The following is a 16,424-nucleotide window of genomic DNA, read 5'->3' as shown; positions in this document are numbered from 1 at the left end:
GCATCCGGCCTGGTTGGTGTTTACGGTGTCGTTGACAAACTCTCCCACCATCCATAGTGTTATTGCAACCGATCTCAGCAACCGATCTCATACAAGGGGGTATTGCGGTTGACTCACGTACGCACAATCATTCTGGGCGCTTCCCACTGGCATGTTCCGCTCTGCGCGCAGGCCATGGCCGAAGAGCATGACGTGGTAGGCGTCGGTGACGACGACGTATCCCGCGTGCAGGTGCAGCGGCTGGCCGAAATCTGGGGCGCGCCGGTCGACGCCGATTGGCGGAAGCTGGTTGATCTTCCCGATGTTGGACTTGCCTATGTTTTTGGTCCCCATGAGGGAATGGCCGAAAAGTGTCTTGCCCTGATCGAGCGGGGTATCCCGTTCGTCGTCGAAAAGCCCGTGGGCGTTTCACTCGAGGAGCTCTCCACCGTGCGGCAGGCAGCCGAGGCAGCCGGCGTGCCGGCAACGGTGCCCCTGGTCCAGCGTGGCGGGCCCACGGATCTATGGCTTGCCAAAGCGGGCCGGCCCACGTACCAGCGAGCCTCGTTCATTGCCGGCCCACCGTCCCGGTACCTGGACAACGCCAATCCGTGGATGCTTGACCCGGTCAAAGCCGGTGGGGGTTGCCTGGCCAACCTGGCCCCGCATTTTGTCGACCTGTTCCTTCGGGGGACCGGTGAGTCAGCAGCCCATGTGAACTCCCGGCTCTCATCGGTCCTTCACAACCAGGCGGTTGAGGATCATGCAAGCCTCATCATCACGACACCGGAAGGGCGTGAAGCCATCGTTGAGGTGGGTTACGCCTTCCCCGGGTCGCCGCTGAAGCGCTACTGCAGCTTCACCTCGGTGGGTGAGTCAGGATTCGCCACGGTGGATTCGGATGGCACGGCCACTTTCACGGCACTGGACGGAACCACGGAAGTCGACAAGCTCAACGTCGACAGCGACCCGCTCTACGACCCCTTCGTTCGGAACGTCGCCCGGACGCTGGATGATGGATTCCGGGGCCTGACTACACTGGCCCAGCTCGAAGAGGTCATGCGCCCCATCTGGAGGGCCTATGACGACCAGCACGGAGGAAAAGAACATGCCTGACTTGAGTATCGACGTCGTCGCGAAAGCTGCCGGGGTCCATCGGTCAACGGTCTCGCGGGCGTTTTCACGCCCCGAGGCGGTCAAGAGTGAAACACGCGAGCACATCCTCCGGGTCGCAGAGGGGCTCGGCTACACCATGAGTCCACTGGCCCAGGCGCTTCGTCGAAAAACCAGCAACATCATTCCCCTGATCGTCCCGGACATCACGAATCCGTTCTTTGCCGAACTTGCCAAAGCGATGACCCAGGCAGCTGACGAGCGCGGCTACCAGCTGATGCTCTGCGTCACCAACGGGGACCCGGCCAAGACGGACGGATATTTCACCGCCATGCAAGCCATGTACGCGCCCTTCGGGATCGTGGCACCCTCAACGAAGGTAGACACCGAAGCCCTTAAACGCTTCGACTTCGGACACAAGGTCGTAGTTATAGACAGAGTCGAGGGCGACGATTCCGTCCCTACAGTCACGGTAGACAGCCGCCAAGGAATCCTGCTCGCCCTTGAACACCTGCACGGCCTGGGCCACACGTCCATCGGCTACGTATCCGGCATCGCAGGTACACACACCGCCCAAGACCGGATGGACGCCTACCTCGAACTCACGGCCCAGCATGGCGACACACCCCTGGTCCTGGACAGCGGCTCGGACCTCGATGCGGGCACGCGTGCCGCCGAGCATTTCCTGGAAATGGAACATCCTCCAACGGCCATCATCGCAGCCAACGACATGGTGGCTTTCGCAGTGATGTCGGCGCTTGGCCAGCGCGGTGTGCGCGTGCCGGACGACGTCTCCGTCATTGGGTTCGATGGACTCGCGCTGGGTGCCCGGTTCAACCCCCCGCTGACCACGATTCGCCAGCCGATCGCCGACATGGGACACCTGGCCATCGAACTGGCTGAAAAGCAGAACATCGACGGTTCTGTGGACCATATCGTTCTCGAACCTGAGCTCCTGGTCCGCGGCTCCACCTCAGGACCGCGCAAGTGAGCGGGGGACAGGACTCGACCCTTCGACGTTTGCCCGGGCTCCGACACACAGACCACGTCGGCCTGACGGTACCAAACCTTGAAGAGGGCGTCCGCTTCTTCGTCGACGTCCTCGGCGCCGAAGAGCTGTACCGCTCCGAGCGCGGACCAGACGACGAATTCATGCCAACGAACTTCGACGTCCCGGCAGATGCGAAGCTCACACTTGCCATGCTTCGACTGCCCCCGAACCTCAACATCGAACTTTTCGAATGGAGCAGCGCTGAGCGGCGCGAAACGCCGCCACGGCACTGCGATGCCGGCGGCCACCACTTGTGCTTCGTCGTGGACGACGTCGACGACGCCATCGCCGTACTAAAGGAAACGCCTGGAGTACGCGTCCTCGGTGAACGCAAGGAAGTCGCTGGCGACAGCCCACGAGTAGCCGGCAACCGCTGGACCTACTTCATCACCCCTTGGGGTTTGCTGATGGAAATCGTGGATCGATCCCGCGTCGCAGCTCCTCCCCGGTTGGTCGGTCCTGCGGACTGGTCAGCACCTCCAAACACACCAGATAGGACATAAACAAATGCGGCTTGCCGGTCACACATTAGGCACCCCGGACCACACGGTTCCCCAAGCACTTGAACTATTCCGAGCCGCAGGGCTCGATGCGGCCGAAGTCATCTACCAGAATGACTACAAATCCGGATTGCCTTTAGGCGACCGCCGTGCCGCGATGGAGGCCCTGAAAGCGGCAGAAAACACAGGAATCCCCATCGTGGGCCTCACCCCGTACACCACCGCCATCAACTCACTGGACGACGCAGAATGGCGCGCAGCCGTTGATGAATTCCGCGGCGCAATCGACACCGCCCACCTACTCGGTGCTGACCGGGTCCGTGTCTACGCCGGCTCCTGGCACCCCGGGGACACCGACCACGCAGAGCGTTGGGCGAAACTTCGTAAAGCCTTGGAGACACTCGCGCCCGAAGCAGCCCAGGCCGGTGTTACCCTGTGCGTGGAAAACCACTTCGGCACCATGACCCAGACCGCAGCCGACACCGCCGCCCTGGTCCGCGAAATTGCCCACCCGGCCGTCCGCGTCCTCTATGACCAGGCCAACCTGACCTTCACACACGACGAAAACTACGAACAAGCCTTCGCCATCCAAGGCGACCTGATCGGCCACGTCCACGTCAAAGACCTCATCTTCACCGATCCCAACGCTTCTTTCCGCGCCACCGAGACAGCCCGGGTCAACGCTTCCGAACGTGCGGTCCGATCCCGAGTTGTCGGAAACGGCGTCGTTCCCTGGTCGGGCATTCTCGCTGCCCTGCAGCAGCATGGCTACGACGACTTGCTGAGCATCGAACTCGAATACCGTTGGCACCCCCAAGACCTCCCCGCGCCTGAGGACGGCTTCCGCGAATCCGCTGCCGTCTTGCGCTCAATGCTCACTGATTTGGCCGAAGTAAGGAATGCCCGATGAACACCAACCGCCTCCGCGTCGGAGTTATCGGCGCCGGCAACATCGCCACCATTGCGCAACTGCCCACCCTCGTGCAGCGGGACGACGTCGAGTTGGCAGCCTTGGTATCCCGACGGGAAGATCCAAGCAGCCTGGTCCGGCGCTGGGGATTCAACGCTGCGTACAAGACCGTTGAGGAAATGCTGGCCGCGCAGGAACTGGATGCCGTCTTCGTGCTGACCCCGCGTTCCGAGCACGCGCACGCCGTCCAGCTGTGCCTCAGCCGCGACGTGGACGTGTTCTGCGAGAAGCCATTGGCTCCGGCCACCGATGAGGCAGAACGCCTGGCCGATCTCGCCGACACGCGGGGTCGCATCCTGATGGTCGACTTTAACCGCCGCTATGCGCCCGTCTACACGGCCGGCCGCGACGCTTTCGGCGATAACGGCGCAACGTTCTGCGTCGCCCAGAAGAACCGGCCCGGGTCTGAGTACCGTGCAACGTTCGAGAACGCCATCCACATGGTCGATCTGCTCCGCTGGTACTGCGGCGGGGAACCAGAGCACGTGGCCGCCCATGCCGCTGGTGAGGATCCGTGGGAAGAAGACGGACTCGCAGCCACCATCCGCTTCAGCACCGGGAACACCGGCGTCCTCATGGCAGCCCGCACCGCGGGAGCATGGAACGAGAAACTGGACGCCTACGGTAACGGGAAGACCGTCGAAGTCAGGGCACCCGAGACGGTTTCCACCACCATCAACGGCGTCACCACCTCACGGGAACTGAGCGCCGAAGCCTACGGCTGGGCTACTGCGACAGACACCCTCGGATTCTCAGCCGCCGTCCACCATTTCCTGGACCGCGTGGCCGACAGGGCCCAGCCACTTACGTCAGGCCGCGAAGCTGTCCGCACCCAGCGCCTGCTGGACCAGATCCTCGCCGCGGCTGGTCTGCCCACAAAGGAGCAAAACGGGCGCGCATGGGCAAGCCACGCAGTCAACGCAAGCTGAATCCCGACGGACGCAGGAGGTGCCGGCATCGCTCTCTTTCGCCCGCACAAGAATCCGGTAGAAGCGGGAGCGGGGAAGCGGCCGCTTCGCGGACGTCTTACTGCGCTAGCAGGAATCCTTTTGGTCGCCTTCAGCGCGCGAGAGGCGGTCTCGGCGGCGTCCCCGCTCCTGAGTCACATAGGCACGGACCTTCCCCTTGACGCCCTGACCACAGGAATACTTGGGATGCTGCCGACCGCCAGCTTCGCAATGATGGGTTTCCTCGCGTTGCCGCTCCTGCGGCTCATCCAGCTCGAACACCTCCTGCTGGTAGCGCTCCTGCTAACAACATTGGGTCAGCTCGGCCGCGCAGGGGCGCCGAACATCATGGCATTTTTGGCATTCACCACTATCGCCATGCTCGGGATAGGCCTGGTCAATGTCGTCGCTCCGCCTCTCTTGTTGAAATATTTCCCCGACAGGATCGGGATTGTAGCGGCGTGCCATGTCACCCTCCTGGGCGTCAGCACGGCAGTTGCCGCCCAATTGGCCGTTCCCCTGGGCACTCTTTATGGCTGGCGGTTCTCCATCGGTATTTGGGCTGCACTCAGCGCGGTCGCGGCAATCCCATGGCTGACCCTCCTCGCCGTGAAACGAGCGGGTGCCCGCTCCACGACTTCTCCCGCCAAGGAAGGGCCGCCGTCCCGGGCCAAGGCTGTCAAGCCGTGGAAAACATCCATCGGTTGGGGCATGGCTTTGATCTTCGCCGGGTTTTCCAGCAATACCTTCGCAGCGCTGACGTGGCTCCCGGCTGTCCTCGTCGATAGAGGAATGAGACAGGAAACTGCCGGATCCATGCTGGCGGTCTATTCAATCCTTGCTATACCGTTCGCTCTGGTCGTGCCCTTGGTGGTTCAAAGAATGTCCCGCCCGCTGCCAGTGGCCATCCTGTTTGTCGCCGCCTTCGCCATCGGTTACGGGGGCATCATCTTCGCTCCACCAGCTTCGGCAGCGCTCTGGGTCATCATTGCCGGGCTCGGCCAAGGTGCCTATTCCTTTGCGTTCGCCATGATCAATAAGCGAACCCGAACCCAGTCCGGATCAGGCAGCCTATCCGCGTTTGCCCAGGGCACCGGCTACGCCCTGGCAAGCACCGGACCATTCCTGTTCGCGCTCCTGCACCACCCAGGGGACGGCTGGCTGCCCTCGTTCGCCATGCTCGGTGCCTGGCTCATGGTGCTCGTGACCGGGGCCATCATGGTCAACACGGCACGCGTGCTGGAAGATCACAGGCCGGTCCGCCGGCAAGCACTGAAGACACACGGCCCCTAATGCCCTGAAACGACACCAGAGTACGATGCCGCGGATTTCCGCACCCAATCTCATCGACTTGTCGAGCTAACTCAAAGGAGAGACTCATGAGCACCAGCACCCCCTGCACCCTCGCCCTGATCTTCGCTGGGCACGCGTCATGACGACGTCGGAACGGCCCCTGCGCGTGGCTGTGGTCGGAGCCGCCGGATGGGCAGGATCCCGACATGCCAGGGCATTCGCCAAGGCCGGCGCCAACGTCACCCACCTCGTGGATCAAGACGAACGGGCGATCCCCTTGGCCCAGGAACTGGCAGCCCAGGTGGTCCCCGGCGTCCAGGAGCTTCCTGCTGATCAACTGGACCTGGTCGTCGTCGCGTTGCCCACCACTTTGCAACCGCCCATTTGCGCCGATCTGTTGGACAGGGGGCTTCGGGTGCTGACCGAAAAGCCGGTGGCGGCAGATACCGAAGGTGCTGCCATCATGGCCGTTGCTTCGGGAGTGCACGACCGACTTATGGTGGGGTACACGCTCCACCAACATCCCGCCGTCGAAATTCTTTCCCAGTGGGTGCACATCAACGACGTGATCGTCGTAAACGTGCGTTCGGTCGCCCATAAGCGGACCATCGACTCATGGCGTGCTGATCCGAAAGAGGGCGGAGTAGCGGTGGTGAATGGTATTCATGCCATCGAACTGGTCTCTTCGTGGCTCGACGGCGAACCACACGTCTCGGCCACCAGGGCCAACAGCAGCCTGTACGGGTCTCCCGTGCCGGAACACGTTCTTGCCACCCTCGAATTCCCCTCTGGCGCGGTGTTCACTTTGCAGAGCTACTGGTCTCCCTGGCGTGAACCCCAAGGGCTTAACCAAGGGGATTGGAGCCTCACCATCGATGTTCTGGCCGCGAAGGGCCGGATGGTGCTGTCAAACGACTCCCTTCGCAGGTGGGACCGTGACGGCGGACAACACGAACAGGACTTTGAGCCCTCCGATCTCTTCCTCCGTCAGGCAGAAGCGGCTCTGAGGTTCTGCGCGGGCCACAAGCCTGCCGTTACCTTCGCGCAGGCACTCCGCGCCACGGAAAGCGCCGATGCAATCCGGGCCGATGCAGTCCGGACAGCGGCGGCTTCGGGCACTCCGGAGGTGCCAGCCCGTGATCCCCACCGAAACCCCTGACAAACGACGACCGTCTGGACCGAGCAGTATCGAGTAAGGAAACGAACATGAAACGCTTAACGCACGCCCTGCAGCCAAGCCATGCCCACAGGGGAGAGAACCGATGAGCCTCCAAGACCAGGTGGTTCTGGTAACCGGATCAAGCGGAGGAATCGGTGACGCCGCCGTCACGGCACTCATTGCCGCTGGAGCCGTCGTCATCGGAGCCGACCGTTGCCCCAAGGAAGACCAGTCTCTGGAGTCGTTTTATACCCTCGACATCACTTCGGAGCAACAATGCGCCGGGGTAATACAGGACGTTCAAGCCAAGCACGGCCGCGTCGATGTTCTCGTGCACGCGGCCGGAGTGCTCGGTCCCACCCCGGACATCATGGAAACAACCACCGAAGAGTTCGACTCCATCCTCAGGATTAACGCAACCGCGACCTTCACCATGGTCAGGGAGACCGCAAAATCCATGCTTGAGACCGGCACGGCCGGCGCCATCGTGGTCCTGTCATCAGTGGCGGCCAAAGAATCACGACTCAACTACCTGCCCTACAACGCAAGCAAGCTCGCCGTCCTCCACATCATGTGGTCGTTTGCCGAACTGCTCGGACCCAACGGCATCTCCGTGAACGCGATCGCACATGGGCCGGTGAACACGCCCATGTGGGCGCAGTTTGCCCGAGACTCCGGCCCGGATGCAGCAGCCAACCGGGCGAAGAGGGAAGCACAACTGCCCATGCGCCGGTTCGCCGAACCCGATGAAGTTGCCCGGGCCATCCTGTTCCTTTCTGACCCCGACAACCGCTACATCACGGGAGTATCTCTCGACGTGGCCGGAGGCGCGCACCTGGGAATCGGAACCTGAACTACCCCACAGGGCTCCTGGTGGGCCCGCCCGGGCCACCGAGCCCTCACCTCACTCAACATCAACCGTTTAAGGCTGCGCTCATGCTGACAGTTATTTCGGCAATCAGAAACGCGTCCAGGATTTACCAAGGAGACACTTGATGCGACACCACCACACTGCCCTACACGTTACGGACATGGAACGAAGCGAGCGATTCTATGTGGATGGGCTCGGACTAACACGCTTGGATGCATGGACGTCGGGACCCTACGTCAGCGAACTCTACGGCCGTCCCGGCGTTGAGGTCCGAGCCATGCTGCTCGCCACCAGCGATGGTTCCTTTCGGCTGGAGCTCGCCCACGCCGAGCCGTTGCTGCCGGCCGTCGATCCATCCGAGGCGCAACCGGGCACGGCGCACCTTGCCTTTACAGATATTGACGTGCGAGAGGTATACACCAGGATGACGGCGCTCGGTTACAGTGCGGTGTCTGAACCCGTAGCCCCGACCTCTGGTCCCATCGCAGGCGGGTGGCTGGTCTACCTCCTCGATCCTGACGGAAATCGCGTGGAGCTCATTCAGCCGCCAGAGTGGCGCCCGGCCTCGGACTCGTAAGTCCCGGGCTTCGGAGTTACACACTCGGCACGCAGGGTCGCCTCGAAGGCGCGTGGGTGGGCAGATTATCTTCTGCCCACCCTTTCTGCGTTCACAGCTGGAACGGACGCCAGGTTCCTCGTTCCTTTGCAAAAGGGGGAAGGGACCCCTCGGAGGCCGGAGTCCCTGGTTATCCAAGGGACCTGCAGGGGTTACTCGGAACCCAGCCCATCCTTTGAATACCTTCACGAGACATCAGCAGCAACGCTGCAGCCCCGTGACCGTTGGAAACGGTCACGGGGCCTGCTTACTGGGTTGCCCGACGGAGCGTCTGAACGGCTGCTTCGGCTACCCCTTCACCCCGCCGGATGTCATGCCGGCAACAAACCAGCGCTGGAACGCAAGGAAGATCGACAGAACCGGGACGAAAGCGACGACGATGAATGCCGCGAAGAGCCCCCAGAAACTGCCGAAGCCAGTGGTGATGTAACGGACGATGCCATTCTGGACGGTCTTCATGTCTTCGGTAGTTGCGAGAACGGTGCCCACAAGGAAGTCGTTCCAAACGAACACGAAGATGAAGATCGCTACCGCAGCGATTCCGGGACGGATGAGGGGGAGGATGATCCGCCACAGGATCTGGATCCGGGAGCATCCATCGATGGCCGCTGCTTCTTCAATCTCTACGGGGATGTTCTCGATGAAGTTGCGCAGGAACAGGATTGTCTGTCCACAAATGATGGCGGTGTAGACGACGATCAGCATCGGGTAGGTGTTGATGAGAGCGGTCTTGACGAACATGGAGTACAGCGCGATGAAGACCACGATCGCGGGGACCATGGAGAGCACCAGTATTCCGGTCATCAGTGCTTCCATCCGCCTGCTCCGGTATCGGGTGGCGACGTAGGCGGCCGGGATGCAAATGGCCAAGGCGAGGACGATGGAGCCGCCGGCATAGATGAGGGAGTTGGCGAAGAAGCGGATGTTGGTGGAGGTCAGCAGGCCAACGAAGCCCTCGGAAGAGATCGGGTCCGGTATCCATCGTGGCGGGAACTCGAGGGTGTCCGAGGCGGTTTTCAGCGAGGTGGACACGATCCAGGCGACGGGCGGGAGCACGACCGCGGCGGAGAGGATGATGTAAGCGCAGGCCGGAACCGCCCGTATGACATTGCCGACTCGACGCTGGCGGCGCGGGGTTGTGATGCTCACAGGCTTTCCTTCCGTCGGAAGCGGATGGCGACAAGGGTCAGGACGATGTTGACGGCAAAAAGCAGGATCGCTGTTGCCGAGGCTCCGGAGAGATCGAACTTGTCGAACATCTGGTTATAGACACGCATGGACAGCGTTTCTGTGGAACCGATGGGACCTCCTCGTGTGGTGACCAGGATGATCGTGACCATCTGGACGTAGAGCATCAGGAGGACGACTACGACGGAGACGATGGTGTTGCGCAGGTAGGGGAGTGTGATGTTCACGAATCCATGCCAGATCCCTCCGCCGTCGACCTTGAGGCTTTCACGCAGCTCCTCTGGAATCGTCTGTAGGGCGCCCAGGAAGAGGAGCATGGCTTGCGGGTAGGACCACCACGCCGTCATCAGTGTCACAGCAACAAGGGCGCTGGTTGGTGAGGAGAAGACATCGGTGGGACCGAGGCCCAGGGATTTGGTGATCGCAGAGGCTGGACCGTAGTTGGGGTTGAGGAACCACAGCCAGATTGTTCCTGCTGTGGCCTGTGACATCAGCCAGGGCAGGAGGAAGAGGCTGCGGACGGAGCGCTTGAATCGGCGGAGGTTGTTCAGCACGATCGCGGAGAGAAGTCCCGCTGGCAAGGCGATGACCAAGGCGCCGAGGGAGAAGACCAAGGTGGTCCAGATGCGGCTGGGCAGATCGGAGTCTGAGAACAGACGGACAAAGGAATTGAGGCCTGAGAATTTGCCGATCTGGTAGTAGGAAGTCTCGTGCAGAGCCGTCCATGCCGTATAGATGAGCGGTCCGACAAACACGAAGAGGAAGACGGCGCTGACGGGGACGACGTAGAGCCAGACCATTCGGTCCCTGCGGGCCCGACGAAATGTTACCGTGCCTTGCCGGGAAGCGACGGTCTGGCGTGAGATGAGTGCGGGGCTTTTTGTTGACATTATCTGTTCCTTCCGGGGGGAGCCTGGTCTCCCAGGCTCCCCGACGGCTACTTCTTGTTGGCTGCGTCCTGTGCGGAACGGATAAAGTCGTTGCCCGATGAACCGTTCAAGGTTAGTTTTTGCCCGGCTTGGGAGAGGCCGGTGGCAAGCGCCGTCCATGTAGTGGAGTATGTGCGCGGTTCACTGTTGCTCTTAACGTAGGCGGCAATGTCGTTGACGGTTTTTGCTTCGGGGGAGGAGAAGAAGGGTTGCTGGTAGGTAGCGGCTCGCGTGGGTACCTCGCCTCCTGTTGCCATCAAAGCGCCGGCTTCCGGGCCGGTCATGTATTCGATGAACTTCCAGGCGGCCTCAGTGTGTTTGCTGCCATTGCCTATCCCGAGGGTCCATCCAATAGTGGTGCCGGTGGTGTTGCCGGTGCTTGCCTTCGGCAAGGCGGTCCACTTGAGGTCGGGGTTCTGAGAGGCATACGAAACTGCTCGTTCCGTGCCCATGATTGCCATCGCGACGGTGCCGCTTGCCATGCCGTCAGCTACGGTGCCGTATGTGTCCGAAACAACGTTGCTACCCAGGGCTTTGGCGTCCCTGAGCTTTGCAAGGAAGTTGCCGAACTCATCGCCCTTGGATGTCGCAAAGTCTGCCTGCCCGTCCTTGTTCCAGATTTCCTGATCGACCTGTGACATGAAGCAGTTAAAGAAGGTGCTGATGATCGCTGAGTTGTCGGTGTCCGAGAATCCGGTGCCGAAGCCGGTGAATCCTGCCGCGGCCGCTTTGCGTGCGACGTCGACGACTTGATCGTAGGTGGTGGGAACCGTTGCGCCGATCTGGGAGAGGATCTTCTGGTTGTAGTAGAGGGAGCAGGTCCGGTATTCGTAGGGCACGGCGACCTGTTTGCCATCAGGGCCGACGAGAGTGTCGGTTGGCCGGAGCCAGTCAGTGACCTTGGAGGCTGCCTCAGGCAGCGGGGAGTAGACGCCGGCCGATGCCATCTGTGGAACGACTGGCGTGTACATCTTGAAGACGTCAGGAGCCTGGCCAGCGGCTGCGGCTTGCGGCAGCCTGTTCAACATATCGCCAAGTGAAACAACGGAAAGGTTGATCTTGATGTCTGGATTGGCCGCCTCGAATTTGGCGACGTTCTCCTTCAGGGCCTTGGAACGCGGGTTGTTTTGGCTGGGATCGAGGAAGTCCCAGTAATTGAGCGTCACGGGTCCTGTGGGTTCCGAAGCCGAGGGGGAGCAGCCGCTGAGGGCAAGGCCGGCTAGGACAGCTGTGACGAGCGCCAAGCCCCATCGCTTTTTGATCATGAATCTTCTCCTGGACTGGATTGCTGATGCGAGAGTGAACCGGGCTCAAACGACGACTACTTGATGTGAGCCACCGAAGGCAGAAGTAGCCGGATGACCGTCGAGTCTCGCCGTTGAGATCGGTTGCATTTACGAAATCAGTATTGAGATCGGTTGCTGAGATCGGTTGCAATAAACTTAGGGCCGAAGAAAGACTCTGTCAAGGAATCATTTGATACGGATTTCGAAAGGCCGGCGCACGCGATCTACGTGGTTCCGGAGGTTTGAAGTGCAACATCGAGCTGCTGGCTTCCGGCTACTGTCGATTCTGAGGCTGTAAGTGTTCTCTTCCCCGTGCTGAATTGCCGACAATGGCCCCAGTTCAAGCAACGGGCTGGGTCCTTGCTGCGCTGACGATCAGCTTCCGAAACATTGCAACGGCATGTCGAGGCCGGTTCGGTGGGCAGTGGCCGTCCTGGAGTTCCAGCCTGCGATGATGTCGGTGCCTGTCGGTGGCCGGTGAGTCGTGCGAAGCGGTTGCGGGGGCGGGTCTCGATCAGGCTGAGTCTGAGCTCATTTCGCCTTTTTGGCGGTGTGCTCCTGTTCGTTGCTCGATATTTTCCCCATCGAATTGCATGAGTAAGGCCGCTGGCATTTCTGACCTGCCGGCTGACATCGACGCGGGGTGTGGCCGCGGGCAGTTCACTTCGGTCTACACTCCAGACATGACGGTCTCCATCGACGTGCAGGTTGTTTTCCCCCGCAAGTTGGCCGCGGTCCGGCGCGCGGTCGCGCCAGGGGAGGTTGGCTCGGCATGGGGGCCAGCGGTGAACAAGGTCTGGACCTTCATCCGCAGCCAGCCTGGTCTATGGTCGGGCGGCCATAATGTTTTCGTTTACCACCAGTCGAACGAGCCGGGCGCGCGTATTCCGTGCGACTTCGGCGTGGAAGTCACGCGTACCTTTGAAACGGCGGGTGAGGTATACGCGACAGAAACACCCAGCGGTGAAGCTGTTATCGGGGTCCATCGCGGGCCGTACGACCGACTGAGCGAGGCGTACACGTTGATCGAGGAGTGGATGGCGGTGAATGGTCGTGAATCTGCCGGTCATTCCTGGGAGATCTATGGCGATCCAACGCCGGATCCAGCCCAAGCCGAGACAACGATCGTGTGCTTGCTTGAGTAGGAATGGTCAAGAGCGTCTCGAATTGAGCGGGTATCCCTGCTGTTCGGTCCAGTGACACGGCGTCATCTTCGGCGCTGCAAAGGTAGCCGGTTTATGGCAAGGCTGGGGCACGGGGGCGGGAGTCGCCAATGCCAAGGCTGGCGTCTTATCGGCCGTGCCGTGTGTTCGGGCATGCGGGGCTAGTGTTGCACCAGATGTTGGGCTATTTCGGCAGCTGAGTCCGTGAGTGTGGTGGTGCCTTTGGCGACTCCGACGACGAGCTCGAAGCCCTCATCAGTCGTGAAGTTGTGTCTGTAGCCGTTGATCCAGAGCAGCAGCACCATCAGCGTCCAGGCGGTGCGCTCGTTGCCATCGACGAGTGGGTGAAACCTTGCGACGGATTCCAAGAGTGCGGCTGCTTTGAGGGGGAGTTCCGGATAGGCTTCGGTGCCCATGACAGTTGTTGCAGGCCGTGCCAATGCAGATGCGAGGAGGCCTACGTCGCGGATGTGGAAGCCGTACCAGTCAACAACTTGGAGGGCGTCCTCTATGTTCAGGTAGGCGGTCACGCGTCTTCAAGGCGTGTCAGCAGCTCAGCATCGTGGCTCATGACGAAATCGAGGCCCTCGCTGATTTCCCGGCGACGCGCATGGCGTTGGAGGACCAGCTCAGCACCCTGCAACAGTAGTGCTGATTTTGATATGTGTTCCTCAGCAGCCAGTTTCTCCAAACGGCGATCGAGGTCCTCGGGAACACGAAGATTCATAGCCATGAGACACATGGTACCAAAGCGGTACCCCTTGGGGTTTCGGGGGAAAGTCATGTGGCAAAGGGTTCCTGTGGTCCATGAATGGGCGAAAGGAGGTGAAACGATGAAGGTTTCTTGTCCGTATATGGGTTGCGAAGTTCCAGTCCGCCAAACTCCCCGTTCGGGGGTCGCCGCGGTGTTTGGTGCGTCATCCGGGACGGCCGAGCGGGCTTGGGCGACGGGCAAAAAAGAGAGCGTGGACAATGTCCACACCTTCCGCTTCGGACTGGCCCGAACAGCCGCCGGACTGCCCCGGATTCCGCAGGTTTCCGCAACTCCCCAGCAATGGCAGGGCCAGGAATCGCGTTCGAGTCCCACCTCGGGCACGGCATAACCCCTCTTCAGAGGGGTTTTTGCTTTAGTGTGTGGACAATTGTTGACACGTCCCTCTGCCTCATCGTCCCGGATGGTGCCTGGCCGCCGGGTGCGGCCTGTTCAGTTGGGGTGGGGGAGCGGGATCAGTGCCCTGGCGTGTGGGCGCTCCGCTGGCTGGGTTGTGGGGTCATTCAGTTCTCCTTCGTAGGTCTTACGTCGGCCCTTGTTGGCCGCTCACTACTTCATGGTCTGTGCATGTGCCAATGACATGACTTCCCGCGAAAATTTCTTGAAGATCTCTTCGGATCCGAGCCAGCTACCTAAGTAGGAACTGCCAAATCGTCGGGTTTGGCCAGCCAAACGGGCGTTGAGAGTTTCGTCACCAGACCTGCTCTGTCATTGTTCACGGCTCGCCCGTCCTCGCTAACTTTTGGCCTTCAGGCGTTCATTGTCGGCGGCAGGGCCAGACGACATGACTGCTGTCCAGAAGTTGCGGCAATACAGCGTTCTGCATGAGTGCCGGGTGGGCGGCCGGCGAATTCCATTACACGTTCGCCCAGATTGCAACGTGGCTGCCAACCTTGAGCCAGATGGTGGGCCGGATGTGCCTTGCGTGGTGGCCTAAGTGGGCGGGTTCAAGCCAGAGGTGTGAGACGACTGCTGGAGTCGCGTATCCGGGGCTAGGGGCGTGTTGTGATGCCCTGCCAGGATCTGGGCTGGACATACGACGAGAGCGACGATGAAGTAGCACTCGGATGCTCGACTGGTGTCAGCCGAGAGTCTCTGACCTCGGGGCTGAGCTGTGAGGGATCGCCAAATTGGGTCCTCATCTGACGCTAATCGTCACTGAATTCGAAGTCAGGTTGGGGTGTGCTTGAGGAAGCAACTAACCGCATGCCGAGTGCATCTGGGCTCCCCCACAACCCCCAGCGTGCGGCGCGGCCAGCTGTTTGCCGATTGCCCCGCCGACTCGGCTACGTACCAGGGAGCTGCAAGTTGGTCGGACACTCTCCTCGACTGTAGGTAGGAGGGATGCAATTTCACCGGCGTGGCTTCCCAACGAAATTGACCTCAATGTGTCGGTGCGGAAACGAGTCGAACGTCGGCGTTCACAAGAGCCGATCTGGCAAAACTAAGCCTCGCAACAGATAGCGATTTATGCCGAAATGTCCCTAGGTTTGGTGACTCGGTAGATGGTGTGCCGATTGGCCGTCAGTGGGGTCAGCCTGAGCCGGAGAGGCAGCAGCAATGAGAAAGGGAAAGTGTGGGGATGGAGGCTCTATGACCTATGATGGAAGTCGTGATCGTGAGCTGAATCACAACATCATAGTCTTGATGCAAGGAAGCATTTGGATCGACCCATGCAAACCATCCCGGCGAGTTCTCCTCCCCACCAATCAAGCGAACGACCTCGAATTTTTCGGGCGATGTCAAGCCTTCTGGGCGCACGGAGTGAGCAAGAACTGTGGAATCGGTATGCCACTCACTCACGTGAATTTGTGCGTGCGCCGTACTACGGATACGACCTGCTTGATCCAACTACGGGTACCCTGATACCCGGAGACGGGTGGGGTCTGAGCAAGGCCTTTCTCTCTCGATGGTCCGAGGCTGGCCCCAGCTTCGACCCCGCTTACCTTGAGATGTTGCGTCGCGGTCAGTCCGTGTCTGATACGGATCTGATGGGAAGTCGGCTCTGGCGCCACTCGGCCGCCTACCGAGAGTTGTATTCCATTCATGACATCACCTCGGTGTTGCATGCACCATTGGTCGTAGCTGGACGCCAAGTTGGTTCGTTGAGTTTCGGGACATCTGCCGCCCACGGGTTGTCCCCTGCCGATCGGGTCGCTGCGGATGGGCTTGCTCTGCTCGTGGCGGCTGCGTTTGCACAGTTGCGAAGCGCGGCAGTGTTCGGGCCGGAGCCACGCTCCCGGGATATCGGCCCCACTAAGGCTAAGGGGAGCGCACGACCCGCGCTTGCCGCCCGGATCACGGAGAGGGAGCTGTCAGTTGCGACTCTCGTGGCTGACGGATTGCGGGACAGGGAGATCGCAGACGTCTTGTGCGTCAGTCTCCATACGGTCAAGCAACATTTGAAGAACGCGTATCGCAAGAGTGGGGCCCGTTCGCGAACAGAACTCGTTCGATTGCTCTCGAGCGAAGTTCCAGCTTGGGAGACGGGCGCTGATACAAGAGATTACTCGTTTGAGGAATAGACGCTCCTAATGCGGCAACCGATGATCGTTTGAGCGCTGAATTTATCAGATCACGCTCAGCT

Annotated in this window: 17 protein-coding genes; 12 read left to right on the top strand and 5 right to left on the bottom strand. The window is 60.8% G+C overall.

Going from position 1 to position 16,424, the window contains the following annotated elements; translation table 11 throughout:
• Positions 1–108 precede the first annotated feature (108 nt).
• From ACIQT2_RS21205 to ACIQT2_RS21165, 9 genes are all read left to right on the top strand, one after another.
• Positions 109–1,095: a Gfo/Idh/MocA family protein gene (locus ACIQT2_RS21205; RefSeq protein ID WP_402950515.1), complete on the top strand. Its 987-nt coding sequence runs from the start codon at positions 109–111 to the stop codon at positions 1,093–1,095.
• Entirely contained in the window at positions 1,088–2,083 is a 996-nt protein-coding gene (locus ACIQT2_RS21200; RefSeq protein ID WP_402950512.1) for a LacI family DNA-binding transcriptional regulator, read from the top strand. Before ACIQT2_RS21205 ends, ACIQT2_RS21200 begins: the two co-directional genes overlap by 8 nt.
• Positions 2,080–2,646, top strand: a complete 567-nt coding sequence (locus tag ACIQT2_RS21195) for a VOC family protein (RefSeq protein WP_402950509.1) — start codon at positions 2,080–2,082, stop codon at positions 2,644–2,646. The genes ACIQT2_RS21200 and ACIQT2_RS21195 overlap by 4 nt, the downstream gene beginning before the upstream one ends.
• A 4-nt stretch (positions 2,647–2,650) precedes the next feature.
• Positions 2,651–3,553 carry a sugar phosphate isomerase/epimerase family protein gene (locus ACIQT2_RS21190; RefSeq protein WP_402950508.1) on the top strand — a complete coding sequence of 301 codons (903 nt, stop codon included), beginning with the start codon at positions 2,651–2,653 and terminating at the stop codon, positions 3,551–3,553.
• Positions 3,550–4,542 carry a Gfo/Idh/MocA family protein gene (locus tag ACIQT2_RS21185; protein ID WP_402950506.1) on the top strand — a complete coding sequence of 331 codons (993 nt, stop codon included), beginning with the start codon at positions 3,550–3,552 and terminating at the stop codon, positions 4,540–4,542. Before ACIQT2_RS21190 ends, ACIQT2_RS21185 begins: the two co-directional genes overlap by 4 nt.
• A gap of 120 nt (positions 4,543–4,662) precedes the next feature.
• Entirely contained in the window at positions 4,663–5,853 is a 1,191-nt protein-coding gene (locus ACIQT2_RS21180; protein WP_402950503.1) for a CynX/NimT family MFS transporter, read from the top strand.
• A gap of 139 nt (positions 5,854–5,992) precedes the next feature.
• Positions 5,993–7,012, top strand: a complete 1,020-nt coding sequence (locus tag ACIQT2_RS21175; RefSeq protein ID WP_402950500.1) for a Gfo/Idh/MocA family protein — start codon at positions 5,993–5,995, stop codon at positions 7,010–7,012.
• Positions 7,013–7,115: 103 nt separating this feature from the next.
• On the top strand, positions 7,116–7,865 hold the full coding sequence (locus ACIQT2_RS21170; RefSeq protein ID WP_402950497.1) for an SDR family NAD(P)-dependent oxidoreductase: 750 nt from the start codon (positions 7,116–7,118) through the stop codon (positions 7,863–7,865).
• A 142-nt stretch (positions 7,866–8,007) separates the two neighbouring features.
• Positions 8,008–8,460: a VOC family protein gene (locus ACIQT2_RS21165; RefSeq protein ID WP_402950495.1), complete on the top strand. Its 453-nt coding sequence runs from the start codon at positions 8,008–8,010 to the stop codon at positions 8,458–8,460.
• 327 nt (positions 8,461–8,787) lie between these two features.
• On the opposite strand, the gene ACIQT2_RS21160 is transcribed toward ACIQT2_RS21165, so the two are convergent.
• The 3 genes from ACIQT2_RS21160 to ACIQT2_RS21150 are packed head-to-tail and all read right to left on the bottom strand — an operon-like array spanning position 8,788 to position 11,881.
• Positions 8,788–9,648, bottom strand: a complete 861-nt coding sequence (locus ACIQT2_RS21160; protein ID WP_402950492.1) for a carbohydrate ABC transporter permease — start codon at positions 9,646–9,648, stop codon at positions 8,788–8,790.
• Positions 9,645–10,577: a carbohydrate ABC transporter permease gene (locus ACIQT2_RS21155; protein ID WP_402950489.1), complete on the bottom strand. Its 933-nt coding sequence runs from the start codon at positions 10,575–10,577 to the stop codon at positions 9,645–9,647. Before ACIQT2_RS21155 ends, ACIQT2_RS21160 begins: the two co-directional genes overlap by 4 nt.
• A gap of 47 nt (positions 10,578–10,624) precedes the next feature.
• Positions 10,625–11,881, bottom strand: coding sequence for an ABC transporter substrate-binding protein (locus ACIQT2_RS21150; protein WP_402950486.1), 1,257 nt, complete (start codon positions 11,879–11,881; stop codon positions 10,625–10,627).
• Positions 11,882–12,585: 704 nt separating this feature from the next.
• Here ACIQT2_RS21150 and ACIQT2_RS21145 point away from each other — a divergent pair.
• Entirely contained in the window at positions 12,586–13,047 is a 462-nt protein-coding gene (locus ACIQT2_RS21145) for a GyrI-like domain-containing protein (RefSeq protein WP_402950484.1), read from the top strand.
• 179 nt (positions 13,048–13,226) lie between these two features.
• Here ACIQT2_RS21145 and ACIQT2_RS21140 read toward each other — a convergent pair whose 3' ends face one another.
• Together ACIQT2_RS21140 and ACIQT2_RS21135 are read right to left on the bottom strand one after the other, a co-directional pair.
• Positions 13,227–13,595 (bottom strand): type II toxin-antitoxin system death-on-curing family toxin, encoded by a 369-nt coding sequence (locus ACIQT2_RS21140; protein ID WP_402950481.1) that lies wholly within the window; start codon positions 13,593–13,595, stop codon positions 13,227–13,229.
• The gene (locus ACIQT2_RS21135) at positions 13,592–13,798 is read right to left on the bottom strand and encodes a ribbon-helix-helix protein, CopG family (protein ID WP_402950478.1); all 207 of its coding nucleotides are present in this window, start codon (positions 13,796–13,798) and stop codon (positions 13,592–13,594) included. Before ACIQT2_RS21135 ends, ACIQT2_RS21140 begins: the two co-directional genes overlap by 4 nt.
• 232 nt (positions 13,799–14,030) lie before the next feature.
• On the opposite strand from ACIQT2_RS21135, the gene ACIQT2_RS21130 reads away from it, so the two are divergent.
• Together ACIQT2_RS21130 and ACIQT2_RS21125 are read left to right on the top strand one after the other, a co-directional pair.
• Positions 14,031–14,168, top strand: coding sequence for a hypothetical protein (locus tag ACIQT2_RS21130; protein ID WP_402950475.1), 138 nt, complete (start codon positions 14,031–14,033; stop codon positions 14,166–14,168).
• 1,342 nt (positions 14,169–15,510) lie between these two features.
• Positions 15,511–16,362 carry a LuxR C-terminal-related transcriptional regulator gene (locus tag ACIQT2_RS21125; protein ID WP_402950472.1) on the top strand — a complete coding sequence of 284 codons (852 nt, stop codon included), beginning with the start codon at positions 15,511–15,513 and terminating at the stop codon, positions 16,360–16,362.
• Positions 16,363–16,424: the final 62 nt, after the last annotated feature.

The organism is Paenarthrobacter sp. NPDC090522 (assembly GCF_044769225.1).
Lineage (GTDB): Bacteria > Actinomycetota > Actinomycetes > Actinomycetales > Micrococcaceae > Arthrobacter.
Note: the sequence above shows the minus strand (reverse complement) of the source record. Positions and strands in the feature narration are given on the sequence as shown.

What these genes read in the sequence shown, in the direction of transcription:
- ACIQT2_RS21165 (WP_402950495.1), top strand. Translation starts at nt 8,008, where the DNA reads ATGCGACACCACCACACTGCCCTACACGTTACGGACATGGAACGAAGC.
- ACIQT2_RS21125 (WP_402950472.1), top strand. Translation starts at nt 15,511, where the DNA reads ATGCAAACCATCCCGGCGAGTTCTCCTCCCCACCAATCAAGCGAACGA.
- ACIQT2_RS21170 (WP_402950497.1), top strand. Translation starts at nt 7,116, where the DNA reads ATGAGCCTCCAAGACCAGGTGGTTCTGGTAACCGGATCAAGCGGAGGA.
- ACIQT2_RS21135 (WP_402950478.1), bottom strand. Translation starts at nt 13,798, where the DNA reads ATGGCTATGAATCTTCGTGTTCCCGAGGACCTCGATCGCCGTTTGGAG.
- ACIQT2_RS21175 (WP_402950500.1), top strand. Translation starts at nt 5,993, where the DNA reads ATGACGACGTCGGAACGGCCCCTGCGCGTGGCTGTGGTCGGAGCCGCC.
- ACIQT2_RS21200 (WP_402950512.1), top strand. Translation starts at nt 1,088, where the DNA reads ATGCCTGACTTGAGTATCGACGTCGTCGCGAAAGCTGCCGGGGTCCAT.
- ACIQT2_RS21145 (WP_402950484.1), top strand. Translation starts at nt 12,586, where the DNA reads ATGACGGTCTCCATCGACGTGCAGGTTGTTTTCCCCCGCAAGTTGGCC.
- ACIQT2_RS21185 (WP_402950506.1), top strand. Translation starts at nt 3,550, where the DNA reads ATGAACACCAACCGCCTCCGCGTCGGAGTTATCGGCGCCGGCAACATC.
- ACIQT2_RS21155 (WP_402950489.1), bottom strand. Translation starts at nt 10,577, where the DNA reads ATGTCAACAAAAAGCCCCGCACTCATCTCACGCCAGACCGTCGCTTCC.
- ACIQT2_RS21190 (WP_402950508.1), top strand. Translation starts at nt 2,651, where the DNA reads ATGCGGCTTGCCGGTCACACATTAGGCACCCCGGACCACACGGTTCCC.
- ACIQT2_RS21150 (WP_402950486.1), bottom strand. Translation starts at nt 11,881, where the DNA reads ATGATCAAAAAGCGATGGGGCTTGGCGCTCGTCACAGCTGTCCTAGCC.